Genomic DNA, 12901 nt, shown 5'->3' on the forward strand with positions numbered 1-12901 from the left:
AAAAATGGGGCAAAAAGTGGATTCTTGGTGGAAAAAAAGTGTTGTATATCAAATATATCCAAGAAGTTTTATGGATTCAAATGGGGATGGTGTTGGAGATATCCAAGGGATTATTTCCAAGCTGGACTATATTCAAAAATTAGGGATTGATGTTCTTTGGTTAAGTCCTGTCTATGATTCTCCAAATGATGACAATGGTTACGATATTAGAAACTATCGGACCATAATGCAGGAGTTTGGAACAATGGAAGATATGGAAAAGCTTATAGAGGAAGCAAAAAAACGTGGTATTCGTATTGTGATGGATTTAGTTGTTAATCATAGTTCAGATGAGCACGAATGGTTTGTGGAGTCGAGAGCCTCAAAAGATTCTAAGTATCGAGACTACTATATTTGGAGAGACGGGAAGGATGGACGTCCCCCTAATAACTGGGAGTCTGTATTTTCAGGGTCTGCTTGGGAAAAAGATGAACTTACGAATTCATATTATTTACATCTGTTCTCCAAGAAACAACCAGATTTAAATTGGGAGCATGAGCCTCTAAGAGAGGACGTGTACCAGCTAATGACTTATTGGTTGGAAAAAGGGATTGGTGGCTTCCGAATGGATGTCATTAACTTTATCTCGAAGGATATGAACTTACCGGATGGTGAAGTACAACCGAATAAGTTATATGGAGATGGAAGCCCGTATTTTATGAATGGCCCTAAAATTCACTCACACTTGAAAGAGATGAATGACAAAGTGTTGAGTAAATATGACATAGTTACAGTAGGAGAAATGCCTGGGGCGACAACCGATGATGCCCGTCTTTACACGAACCCCGACAATAACGAAGTGAATATGGTATTTACATTTGAACATATGGACTTAGATAGTGGGCCTAGCGGAAAGTGGGATGTACAGCCATTGAAGCTAATTGATCTAAAGAGAAATTTCGAAAAATGGCAACATGGACTTCATAATGTGGGTTGGAATAGCTTATATTGGAACAACCATGATCAACCACGGGTAGTATCCCGTTTTGGTAACGATGGAGAATACCGAGAGCTATCTGCTAAAATGTTAGCCATCTGTCTGCATATGCTACAAGGCACCCCTTATATTTACCAAGGGGAAGAGCTGGGAATGACGAATGTAGAATTCCAGAGTATGGAGGATTACCGCGATATTGAGACGTTGAATATGTATAAAGAAAAAATAGAGCAGGGGACTTCGCATAAAGACATTATGAGGGGTATTTATGCTAAAGGTCGAGACAATGCAAGAACACCTATGCAATGGACATCAGATGGTGGTTTCACTACAGGTATTCCTTGGATTCAAATGAATCCTAATACGGAGGAAATAAACGTGGAACAAGCTATAAATGATTCCAATTCTATTTTTTATACGTATCAAAAGCTAATACAGCTTAGAAAACAGCATAATATTATAACAGATGGAAGCTTCCAGCTAGCACTTGCTAATCATCCTAACTTATTTGTTTATAAACGGATGTCGGCGGATGAAGAATGGCTCGTAGTAGCAAATTTCTCCGATCAAATGGAGCGGCTAGAGTGGGAAACTTTTGACCTGCCATCAAAATCACATAGACTTATAATATCAAACTATAATACGGTTCAAACAACTGAAAAAATAGTAGAAATCCGTCCATATGAAGCGTTTGTGGTCGCATTTGAAAAGGGGATAGGGAATTGAAGAAGGTTCTGGGAGTAGATATTGGTGGAACGAAAATCCGGATGGGTGTTGTCAACGAACAGGGTGAAGTTCTGGTAGATAAGACGATACCAACTATTTTGCCGCTATATCCCTATTTAGAAGAGCAAATTCTTGCGATAATAAACGATGTGCCTGATATATCGGGTATAGGCATTGGAACAAGAGGGATGGTAGATGCAGAAACTGGTGTCATTACATTTGAAACAGAAATGCCAGGCTGGCAAGGCACCCCTGTCAAAGCATTACTAGAAGCTGCAACAGGACTTCCTGTAGAGATCAACAATGATGCCAATTGTGCTGCGCTAGCTGAAGCGAGACTGGGTGCAGCAGCAGAGTACAAACAGGTCGTTTGCCTAACAGTGGGAACAAAGCTGGGTGGGGGTATTGTTCTTGACGGTAAAGTGATGAACGGGATAAATGGTGGCGGTGGTGAGGTTGGTCACTTAATCTTATATCCAAACGGTATAGTATGTGGATGTGGAAGACCTGGCTGTAGTGAAGAGTATGTATCCGGAACAGCTATTAAGAGACTTATTCAGGAGCAGAATGTGATCAATGCAGAAACGAACGAATTGGCGAAACCTCATGATGTATTCCGTTTAGCTGCGAATGGTCATACGGGTGCAATAGCAGTTCGTGATCGCTTCCTATCGGACTTTGCCATCGTTATCTCTAGTCTTCAAGCGGTGCTAGATATGGACTGTGTTGTTATAGGGGGCGGAGTATCTGACTCTGCTGATTTCTGGTGGGAAGAACTTCTAGCAAAAGTAGAACCTTTAAAACTGAAGCCAGTTCAAGTGAAAAGAGCAACTTTCGGCAATGAAGCGGGAATGCTGGGAGCAGCTATGCTTGTAATAGATTCAAACAAGTAAACTAAAGATATACAAACATTTTTGTATAATTTAAATTCAAAAAAGGTCTTGTCCAATGTGGGCCAGACCCTTTTTGAGTGGCTGAATCTGTCATAGTCGTACTCAACTTTTTCTGGTCAACTTTGTAAACATGAAAAAAATGTTCTATCAATAGAAGAGCTTGCTAAACTAATAGAAGTAATAAGTATTGAAACGATACCGTCTAGATAATAGGGTGACAATATTTATGTGAAATAAAAGACAGAATTCATATTTAAATCACTATTGTCATCTTATTATGAATATGGTAGGATTGTTTTAACAACTTGTGCAAACGCTTTCGCAAGCTTTGTTATTATTTTTAATCTTTTGTGCAAACGTTTTCGCAAATACAAAAAAGGGTGGGAGAAAGTATGAAGAATAAATGGCGCGCAGGTTTTCTAGCAGCTTCATTAGGTATTGCAGGGGTATTAGCAGGATGTAGCTCGGATGGGGAAAATTCTTCAAGTGGTGATTCTAGTAAAGATGTAAAAATAGACATTTTCCAATTTAAAGTGGAATTTAAAGATCAATTTGAAGCGGTAGCAGAAGCATATGAAAAAGAAAATGAAGGAGTCGACATTAATATTACTACTGTCGGTGGTGGAGAGGACTACGGTGCTGCTCTTCGTTCGAAATTTGCCTCAGGAAACGAACCAGCTATTTATAATATCGGAGGACCCCAGGATGTATCAGATTGGTCAGACAAATTAGCTGATCTATCAGGCACTGCAGCAGCAGACGCAGCTCAAAAGGGTTCTTTAGATGGAGTTTCTGTGGATGGGAAAGTTTTAGGACTACCATTTAACCAAGAGGGATATGGCTTTATTTATAACAAAAATGTATTTGAAAAAGCGGGTATTGACCCTGCTTCTATCATAGACTTTGCTTCTTTAGAAGCTGCAGTAAAAGAGCTTGATAGCCAAAAAGCAGACCTAGGCTTAGAATCTGTATTTGCATTACCAGGGAAAGAAACTTGGGTAACTGGTTTACATTTATCTAACACTTTCATTGCACCAGAATTTGATAATAATGTGTTAACAGCATATGAATCGAAAACAATCGATTATAAATATGGCGACGCATTCAAAAAAATTCTTGACCTTCAAAACGATTACTCTGCACAACCAACTGTTAGTTTAGATTACTCTAAACAAGTTGAGGAATTATTCTCTCTACAAAAAGTAGCTATGATTCAACAAGGTAACTGGGTATATGGATCAATAGCAGGAATTGATGAAGACTTCGCAGCAAACGATATCGGACTTCTTCCTATTCCTGTTGAAGGATATGAAGGAGATAGTATTCCAGTAGGAATTCCAATGTACTGGGGCGTAAATAGCAATGCAGACGAAGCAGTAGTGGAAGAATCAAAAAAATTCATAGACTGGTTATACACGTCTGATGCTGGAAAAGAAACAGTATTAAATGACTTTAAATTTATACCTGCATATGAAGGGTACGATTCATCTAAAATCTCTGATCCGCTTTCAAAAGCTGTGTATGAATATGCGGAGCAAGGAAAAACAATTGGTTGGACATTCATGGGTTATCCAACTGGATGGGGTCAAGATGAGTTGGGCGTACAAATACAGAAGTACCTTAGCGACGAAGCAAGTTGGGAAGAAGTTATAGAAGCAACTAAAGAATCATGGGAATCTTCACGTAAATAATAAATAATTGGTTTAAACAAAGTAGCACTTGTGCTACTTTGTTTTGTCAAAAGGATAAAAAATGGTGCTACTTTCAAAATTGTTTAGAGGGAGAGCATCGTTGTAACTTTGGAGGTGAGCGCATGCGCACAAAAGACTTAGCGTATTGGTTGTTTTTATTGCCGGTTTTAGTAGCATTAACGATAGTAGTAGTTGCTCCATTATTTTTAGGGGTATATTATTCTTTCACTGATTGGAATGGAATTCAGACAAACAATTTTGTCGGATTTGATAACTATGTTGCCTTGTTCCAGGATGAACGTTTTCTAGATTCTCTATGGTTCACGGTTAAGTTTTCGGTCGTATCTATATTCCTTATTAACGCGATTGGGTTGTCATTGGCGCTGCTTGTGACTGCCAATTTAAAATCTAATAAATTATTGAGAACGATTTTCTTTATGCCAAACTTAATCGGCGGATTAATCTTAGGATTTATCTGGCAGTTTATATTTACTAAGGCATTTGATGGATTTGGTTCCCTGTTAGGAATAGAAAGTTTACAAGGGTGGTTATCAACATCTACCACTGGTTTTTGGGCATTAGTTATTTTAATGAGCTGGCAAATGTCAGGGTATATCATGGTTATATATATTGCTTACTTAGAAGGAATTTCAAATGAACTGCTAGAGGCAGCTGAAATAGATGGAGCAAGTCCTTTCCAACGTTTCCGTCTAGTTGTATTCCCATTAGTAGCTCCGGCTTTTACAGTTAGTATGTTTTTAACACTTTCCAATACATTCAAGCTATACGATCAAAACTTGTCGTTAACAGGTGGAGGTCCATATAACTCAACGCAAATGGTTGCGATGGAAATTTTTAATACAGCTTTTGGTCGCTATGAAATGGCCTACGCACAATCGAAAGCAGTTATATTTTTCTTGATTGTGGCAGCAATTGCTTTATTGCAAGTGTATATTAGCAAGAAACGTGAGGTGGAAATGTAATGCGTAAAAAGTATTTAATTCCCCTTGAAGTATTAGGGATTTTCCTAGCCCTTATCTGGCTAGCTCCGTTTTATCTAATGATCGTAAATTCGTTAAAAACGAAACGTGAAATTTTTGAAGATACACTAAAACCGCCTAGTTCAGCAACATTTGATAACTACGTGCAAGCATTTAATGAATTAGACTTTCTTAGAACATTTGGGAATTCCCTATTAATCACAGTAGTTAGTGTTGCACTTATCATTGTCTTTTCTGCAATGGCAGCATATGCTCTTTCACGTGCAAAAAGTAGATTTAGTACGATAATCTTTTTCGTATTCGTAGCAGCTATGCTAATCCCGTTCCAATCAGTTATGATTCCACTTGTAACGATTTTCGGGAAGTTTGAAATGCTGAATCGTGCTGGTTTAATATTCATGTATATAGGTTTTGGTGCAAGTTTATCGATATTCCTTTATCACGGAGCCTTAAATTCTATTCCACGATCATTGGACGAAGCAGCTACAATAGATGGTGCAAATAAATTCCAAGTTTTTTGGCATATAATACTACCGTTGTTAAAACCGATAACAGTAACAGTTGGAATTCTAAATACCATTTGGATTTGGAATGACTACTTACTTCCTTCGTTGGTTATTAACCAGGAAGGGAAAGAAACAATTCCGCTTAAAATGTTCTTTTTCTTTGGAGAATATACAAAACAATGGCATCTTGCTTTAGCAGGTCTGACATTAGCAATTATTCCAGTAATCATTGCATACTTCTTTGCACAACGCGAAATTATAAAAGGTGTATCTGATGGTGCTATAAAATAATTTAGGAAAGGAGGGAGTTCCATATGACTGTTACAATTATCGATGTAGCAAGAGAGGCAAATGTGTCTCCATCTACAGTTTCCCGTGTAATTGCAGACAATCCACGAATCAGCGAACAAACGAAACGAAGAGTTAGAGAAGTGATGGAAAGACTAGAATATCACCCTAATTTTCAAGCGAGAAACCTAGCTTCTAAAAGTACAAAAACTATTGGAGTGATTATGGCCCATTCGACTACGCTTGCGTTTCAAAATCCTTTCTTTCCTGAAGTTATTCGAGGGATTTGCTCTAGAGCTCATGCCAGTATGTATGGAATCTATCTGTCCACTGGTGGCACGGAGGATGAAATATTCGAGGAAGTTGTCTCGATGGTACAAGGAAGAAAAGTGGATGGAATTATCCTTCTCTATTCCCGTGTAAATGATCGAACAATGAATTATTTAAAGGAAACGAGATTCCCATTCACGATGGTGGGACGTCCTTATCAATTTGATGATGAAATTACATATGTAGATAATGACAATAAAAAAATTGCTCACGATATGGTAGATTATTTGTATCAACGCGGGCATCGTCAAATTGCATTTATCGGAGGAAATCTTAACTTTGTCGTATCCACCGACCGTCTCGAGGGATATCGACAGGCGTTAATCGATGCTGAATTACCCAACTCAGATGATTATTTTATACAGGATCAGGCTTTTAAAGAAAAAGGAAATAAAAGTATTCATGAGTTAATGCAGTTAGCAGCACCACCTACGGCTATCGTGGCCCATGACGACCTAGTTGCATATGAAATTGTTCGCTATTTAGAAGAATTATCTATCCGAGTTCCAGCGGATATTTCTATTGTTAGCTTTAATAACCATGCCTTATCTGCTTATGTGAGTCCTCCATTAACTTCACTCGATATTTCAATATTTGATCTTGGTTTTGAAGCAACAAAATTTTTATTGGAAAAAGTTCAGAATACAGAAGCCCCTGTCGTGCACCATCTAGTAGAAACAAATTTGATTGAACGAGAATCATGTAAAAATATTGGCTAGACCAATTAAAATAAAAGAGGTAGATTATGAAAGAAAATTGGTGGAAAGAAGCTGTGGCGTATCAGATATATCCACGTAGCTTTCAAGATTCAAATGGTGATGGAGTAGGGGACTTACAGGGAATAATGTCTAGGCTGGATTATCTACAAGATTTAGGAATTGATGTTATCTGGATTTGTCCTATGTATCAATCACCCAATGATGATAATGGCTATGATATAAGCGATTATCAAGCAATCATGGCTGAGTTTGGAACAATGGAAGACTTTGATGCCTTGTTAGAGGAAGTTCATAGACGTGGCATGAAATTAATCATGGATTTAGTGATCAATCATACGAGTGATGAACACCCTTGGTTTATCGAATCACGTTCTTCAAAATTAAGTGAAAAAAGAGACTGGTATATTTGGCGCGACGGTGTAGAGGGAAAAGAACCAAACAATTGGGCTAGTATATTCAATGGACCTGCTTGGGAGCTTGATGAAGAGACCCAACAATATTATTTACATTTGTTTTCCAAGAAGCAACCAGACTTGAACTGGGAAAACAGTGACGTTCGTAATGCCTTGTATTCAATGGTCAACTGGTGGTTAGATAAGGGTATTGACGGCTTCCGTGTAGATGCAATCAGTCATATTAAGAAAGACATAACATTTAGTGACATGGCCCCTGTATCAGGTATCCCATATGTTCCAGCATGGGAAAAGTATATGAATGTGCCGGGAATTATGCCGTTCTTAGATGAGTTGAAGAAGGAAACTTTCGCTAAATACGATATTATGACAGTCGGTGAAGCAAATGGTGTAGGAATTGATGAAATATCCGAATGGGTAGACGAATCTGAAGGAAAGTTTAATATGATTTTCCAATTCGAACATTTAAGTCTATGGGATGCTGAAACAACAAAGTTAGATATCCCCGGTCTTAAACAGGTATTAACTAGGTGGCAAAAGGCTTTAGAGGGAAGCGGCTGGAACGCTCTATTCATAGAAAATCATGATAAGGCGCGATCTGTTTCCACTTGGGGGAGCGACACAGAATTTTGGAGAGAAAGTGCAACAGCGTTAGCGGCAATGTACTTTTTTATGCAAGGAACTCCATTTATTTATCAAGGTCAGGAGTTGGGAATGACCAATGTCGATTTCTCTTCTATCACAGATTATAATGACGTTGCAACCAAGAATTTATACAACTACCGAACTGGTCAAGGTGAATCACATGAACAAGTGATGGGAATTATTCGAGCTACAAGTCGTGATAATTCAAGAACACCAATGCAGTGGTCCTCGGACGAATCTGCAGGGTTCTCCAGTGGAACACCATGGCTTGGTCTAAATCCAAACTATAAAGCAATTAATGTAGAGGCTCAAGAGCAAGATCCTAAGTCAATTTTAAACTTCTACAAACAAATGATACAATTACGCAAAAAAGAAATAATTTTCACTTACGGTATATACGATTTAGTGTTAGAAAGTCATCCAACGTTGTATGCTTATACCCGTACAATGGGACAACAAAAGGTAATAGTCCTATCTAACTTATCGGATGAAGCAGTAACAGTGACAGCTGCAGAAGGTATTACGTACAAGCATGAGAATCTACTGTTAGCTAACCTAGAAGTAGGAGTTCATACAGAGGCAACTATATTACAACTGTCTCCTTATGAAGCAAGGATTTATCAATTATAGAGAAACGTCTTGTCCAATGCGGGCAAGACGTTTTCGTTGTAAGGTAGTTATGCAAATAAAAGAAAAATGAAGAGGCGATTAGTGACATAACCCACTAATCGCCTCTTCATGCCTCGCTGGAATATAGATTAACCAATTCAAAGCTCCCTCAGAGGGTGTCTAACTCTCGTACCTTAATAACCTGGTTTTTTTAGAATTTTAAAGATATTATTCTTATAGTCTTCCACACCAGGTTGGTCAAAGGGATTAATATCTAGTAAGTATGCGCTATAAGCACATGAAATCATATAGAAATACAACAAATGTCCGATATGTTCCTCGTCAATTTGCTCAATGGTTAAGGAAACTTGTGGTACACCGCCATCTAAGTGGGCGCTAGCAGTTGCTTCGTGGCAAGCGTGGTTGAATTCATGAAGCGTTAATCCACTTAAATAGTTTAGTTCATCGCCATCATTTTCTGCCTCGAATACAGTTAAATCATCATTAGCTTTTTCAACTGTCAAAAATGTTTCAAATAACATGCGTTTTCCATCTTGAATGTATTGGCCTAATGAGTGCAGATCTGTTGAATAGACAACGGAAGCAGGGAAGATACCTTTACCTTCTTTACCTTCACTTTCCCCAAACAGTTGCTTCCACCATTCTTGAATATAGCGAAGTTTTTCATCAAAGGTTGCCATAATTTCGACCGGATAACCAGCATCATACAAATGCTTACGAATAATAGCATACTGAATAGCACTGTTTGTTGTTGGATCAACAAGATTGAATTCCTCTTGTGCTTTTGTAGCACCACCCATTAGTTTTGCAATATCATATCCTGCAGCCGCGATTGGAAGTAAGCCAACTGCCGTAAATACCGAATATCTACCTCCAATATCATTTGGCACGACATAACGTTTATATCCCTTTTCAATTGCAAGTGATAAAAGGGCACCTTTTTCTTCATCTGTAGTGACGATAATACGAGATGTTGCCTGTTCACCGTAGCGTTTTTCCATGTATTGCTGTAAAAAACGGAATGCTAATGCTGGTTCGGTCGTTTTACCAGACTTGGATATTACATTTAAAGACACTTCTTTTCCATCTAAGTACGACATCAATTGTTTCAGATACTCTCCACTGACCATGTGACCGGCAAAAATTACTTCCAGACCTTCTTTTGTTTCAAATGGTGTCGAAAGTGCTTCAATTACCGCTTTAGAACCTAGATAAGATCCGCCAATTCCGATAACGACAAGGACATCCGATGTAGAACGAACTTGTTCAGCTGTATTTTGAATATCTTGAAGAAATTCATTACTCATATTGCCTGGCCAATCAACCCATCCTAAAAAGTCAGCTCCAGCAGCTGATTTTGTATGTATCCCTTCATGTATTGCATTTAGTCGATTCTTCACTTCAAGTGTAACCAATTGTGAATAATCCCCCGAATAATTTACATTAATATTCATACGAATCCCCTTTGTAATACTGCATTTATTACTACTAATTTTATCATTAAACAGATATAAAAACGAGCATATGATACAAGAAGATTTTGTTCGTACTATACAAAAAATCCCTAAACTAGTATGTAAAGTTTAGGGATAGAACAGATAGTTTCTAACGCGATATAAAAATTAACGTTCTCCTCGGTCACTTAGCGGGTATTGGTTTAAACGGTTCTCTACATCTTTTGCACGGATGGGTTCTCCAGGACCTTCTAATTCATCTCCATCATAAGAAGAGTCCGATTGATTTTTAATATAGTTATCATAAACAGCGCCATAGTTCTTGTCTACATACAGGAGAATTCCTCCATTTTTCACTTCACTATAATAACGTTCAGACTCTTCATCAGTAAATCCCATTTGACTAAAGGCTGCACGAACTGGCTCATCACCCATCAAAAATGCTTTGAATTTATCTAACCAGTTACCTTCTACAGATTCTAACTCTACAGCTGTTTGTCCTCGCACGATTGAAAGTGATTCCTTGTCATCTGTTACGACATAAATATCGTCATCCACATATCCTTCTAATTTTAGTTCATTGATTTTGTCTAATACTTCCTGTTCTGTTAGAAATGATCCCACAAATTTTTTATCTGCCATTTTAAAGACCTCCATATTTTTTAGTATTGCTATTAATTTACCCATTAGAGCCTGTCATAAACAAAGACATTTCTCTTCAAAGTTTAAAGGGTAGAAAAATATATTTTCTTTTAAGAACACATAGGTTGTGTAATTTTCTACACTAAATAATTGCTTATATACTTAACTACTATTATACTTAAACTATAACGTGATGGTTTGGAGTGATCTAATTGGGATCGAAAAACTAAGAATTGGTGAATTAGCAGAAAAAACAGGTATAACTAGACGGACAATAGATTATTATACAACGCTTGGCTTACTACAAGCTGAACGTTCCGCTTCTAATTATCGTTATTACTCTATAGAAATGATCGAGAAACTACGATTAATTGAGGAGAAAAAAGCATCTGGAATGTCTTTGGAAGCTATCAAAAAACAATTTGAAGAGGTTCAAATTGAAGAGGTAGATATTCAGGAGTTACGTTTACAAATGCAATATTTAGAAAAAGAAGTTACTCATTTAATAGAACAGATTAATTCAGAGGAAAAAGCTACTCAACACAATATAAAACAAAAAGTCTCATCAGAAAGCGTTGCGCTAATGCAATCTTTACTTTTACTTATCACTTAGGAGGTGAAGTCTTACTATTATAGTAAGACAACTTATTGACCGTATTAAACTTAACTATATTCATTATTTTATTAGCATTAACAGGATTTTTTGTTGCAACAGAGTTTGCAATCGTTAAGGTAAGGCATTCGAGAATAGATCAGCTTGTGGCTGAGGGCCGTAAAGGATCGCTTGCAGCAAAACATGTTACCACACATCTAGATGAATACTTATCGGCCTGTCAGTTAGGAATTACTGTTACAGCACTTGGTATTGGGATGGTGGGTGAATCGACATTTGAATTCATCCTACATCCTTTGTTTAATGGTATCGGTATTAGTACTGAATATATTCATTACTTTACAATCGGTGGTGCGTTTGCCATTGCAACATTTTTACACGTAGTAGTTGGGGAGTTAGCTCCCAAAACGGTTGCAATTCAAAAGGCGGAAGCTGTATCCCTTCTTTTTGCCAAGCCCATTATGATTTTCTATAGAATTTTATACCCGTTTATTTGGTTCTTAAATGGTTCCGCCCGTATTTTAGTAGGTCTATTTGGTATGAAGCCAGCTTCTGAACATGAATTATCTCATACCGAAGAGGAACTGCGATTATTGTTAGCAGAGAGCTTTAAAAGTGGAGAGATAAACCAAAATGAATTGAAATATGTGAATAATGTCTTTGAGTTTGATGATAGAATTGCTCGCGAGATTATGGTGCCACGTACTGAAATTATTGGTTTTGAAAAGAATGCAACATTCCATGAAGTACTTACATTAATTTCCGAAGAGCGCTACACCCGTTATCCTGTTTATGATGGAGACCATGATAATATAATCGGCTTTATAAATATTAAAGACTTTTTGACGCAGGGGATGAGTAATCGGGTTACTGCGGAGACATTTACGATGGAAAGGTTTACAAACCCTGTCATAAATACAATGGATACTATACCGATAAATTCCCTATTATTGAAAATGCAGAAAGAACGTACGCATATTGCTATTCTTTTAGATGAGTATGGTGGTACTTCTGGTCTTGTCACAGTAGAAGATATTCTTGAAGAAATAGTTGGAGAGATTCGTGATGAATTTGATGAAGATGAAATAGCGGACATCCGCAAACTAAAAGATGATCATTATCTAATACACTCAAAAGTATTACTAGACGATGTAGCGAAACTTTTGAAAATTGAGTTAGAAAATCCAGATGTTGATACATTTGGTGGTTGGTATTACACGCAAAATATGGACCTGTTAATGGATAAACAGGTTGAGTATAATGGCTATAAATTCTCTATTTACGAAAAAGATGGTCATCAAATACATTTTATTGAAGCGATAAAAATACCTTCTTAATACCATGCAAGTGAATAATATTGAACCTTCTAGAGCT

At 37.4% G+C, this 12901-nt stretch carries 11 protein-coding genes; 9 read left to right on the top strand and 2 right to left on the bottom strand.

What is annotated here, in order from left to right; translation table 11 throughout:
- The first annotated feature begins 4 nt into the window (after window positions 1–4).
- From MKX39_RS01210 to MKX39_RS01240, 7 genes are all read left to right on the top strand, one after another.
- Complete coding sequence (locus MKX39_RS01210; protein ID WP_340761191.1) at window positions 5–1702, top strand: glycoside hydrolase family 13 protein; 1698 nt, start codon at window positions 5–7, stop codon at window positions 1700–1702.
- On the top strand, window positions 1699–2595 hold the full coding sequence (locus MKX39_RS01215; RefSeq protein WP_340761192.1) for an ROK family protein: 897 nt from the start codon (window positions 1699–1701) through the stop codon (window positions 2593–2595). The genes MKX39_RS01210 and MKX39_RS01215 overlap by 4 nt, the downstream gene beginning before the upstream one ends.
- A gap of 392 nt (window positions 2596–2987) precedes the next feature.
- Window positions 2988–4286, top strand: a complete 1299-nt coding sequence (locus MKX39_RS01220; protein WP_340761193.1) for an ABC transporter substrate-binding protein — start codon at window positions 2988–2990, stop codon at window positions 4284–4286.
- Window positions 4287–4408: 122 nt separating this feature from the next.
- A complete protein-coding gene (locus MKX39_RS01225) occupies window positions 4409–5269 on the top strand; it encodes a carbohydrate ABC transporter permease (protein ID WP_093536446.1) in 861 nt (286 codons plus the stop codon).
- Window positions 5269–6084 carry a carbohydrate ABC transporter permease gene (locus MKX39_RS01230; RefSeq protein WP_093536444.1) on the top strand — a complete coding sequence of 272 codons (816 nt, stop codon included), beginning with the start codon at window positions 5269–5271 and terminating at the stop codon, window positions 6082–6084. The genes MKX39_RS01225 and MKX39_RS01230 overlap by 1 nt, the downstream gene beginning before the upstream one ends.
- Before the next feature lie 23 nt (window positions 6085–6107).
- Window positions 6108–7130 carry a LacI family DNA-binding transcriptional regulator gene (locus tag MKX39_RS01235; protein ID WP_340761195.1) on the top strand — a complete coding sequence of 341 codons (1023 nt, stop codon included), beginning with the start codon at window positions 6108–6110 and terminating at the stop codon, window positions 7128–7130.
- Window positions 7131–7156: 26 nt separating this feature from the next.
- Entirely contained in the window at window positions 7157–8818 is a 1662-nt protein-coding gene (locus MKX39_RS01240; RefSeq protein WP_340761196.1) for a glycoside hydrolase family 13 protein, read from the top strand.
- A gap of 173 nt (window positions 8819–8991) precedes the next feature.
- Here MKX39_RS01240 and MKX39_RS01245 read toward each other — a convergent pair whose 3' ends face one another.
- On the bottom strand, window positions 8992–10272 hold the full coding sequence (locus MKX39_RS01245; protein WP_340767951.1) for a glucose-6-phosphate isomerase: 1281 nt from the start codon (window positions 10270–10272) through the stop codon (window positions 8992–8994).
- Window positions 10273–10440: 168 nt separating this feature from the next.
- Complete coding sequence (locus MKX39_RS01250; protein ID WP_093536418.1) at window positions 10441–10914, bottom strand: general stress protein; 474 nt, start codon at window positions 10912–10914, stop codon at window positions 10441–10443.
- A 193-nt stretch (window positions 10915–11107) separates the two neighbouring features.
- Between MKX39_RS01250 and MKX39_RS01255 the strand changes: the two genes are divergently transcribed.
- Window positions 11108–11527, top strand: coding sequence for a MerR family transcriptional regulator (locus tag MKX39_RS01255; protein ID WP_340761199.1), 420 nt, complete (start codon window positions 11108–11110; stop codon window positions 11525–11527).
- 35 nt (window positions 11528–11562) lie between these two features.
- Window positions 11563–12864, top strand: a complete 1302-nt coding sequence (locus tag MKX39_RS01260) for a hemolysin family protein (protein WP_093536414.1) — start codon at window positions 11563–11565, stop codon at window positions 12862–12864.
- The last annotated feature ends 37 nt before the right edge of the window (window positions 12865–12901 follow it).

Source organism: Psychrobacillus sp. FSL K6-1464 (assembly GCF_038003145.1).
Lineage (GTDB): Bacteria > Bacillota > Bacilli > Bacillales_A > Planococcaceae > Psychrobacillus > Psychrobacillus psychrotolerans.

Coding starts and splice junctions, on each gene's coding strand:
- MKX39_RS01225 (WP_093536446.1), top strand. CDS start 4,409: ATGCGCACAAAAGACTTAGCGTATTGGTTGTTTTTATTGCCGGTTTTA.
- MKX39_RS01245 (WP_340767951.1), bottom strand. CDS start 10,272: ATGAATATTAATGTAAATTATTCGGGGGATTATTCACAATTGGTTACA.
- MKX39_RS01235 (WP_340761195.1), top strand. CDS start 6,108: ATGACTGTTACAATTATCGATGTAGCAAGAGAGGCAAATGTGTCTCCA.
- MKX39_RS01230 (WP_093536444.1), top strand. CDS start 5,269: ATGCGTAAAAAGTATTTAATTCCCCTTGAAGTATTAGGGATTTTCCTA.
- MKX39_RS01250 (WP_093536418.1), bottom strand. CDS start 10,914: ATGGCAGATAAAAAATTTGTGGGATCATTTCTAACAGAACAGGAAGTA.
- MKX39_RS01255 (WP_340761199.1), top strand. CDS start 11,108: ATGGTTTGGAGTGATCTAATTGGGATCGAAAAACTAAGAATTGGTGAA.
- MKX39_RS01240 (WP_340761196.1), top strand. CDS start 7,157: ATGAAAGAAAATTGGTGGAAAGAAGCTGTGGCGTATCAGATATATCCA.
- MKX39_RS01210 (WP_340761191.1), top strand. CDS start 5: ATGGGGCAAAAAGTGGATTCTTGGTGGAAAAAAAGTGTTGTATATCAA.
- MKX39_RS01220 (WP_340761193.1), top strand. CDS start 2,988: ATGAAGAATAAATGGCGCGCAGGTTTTCTAGCAGCTTCATTAGGTATT.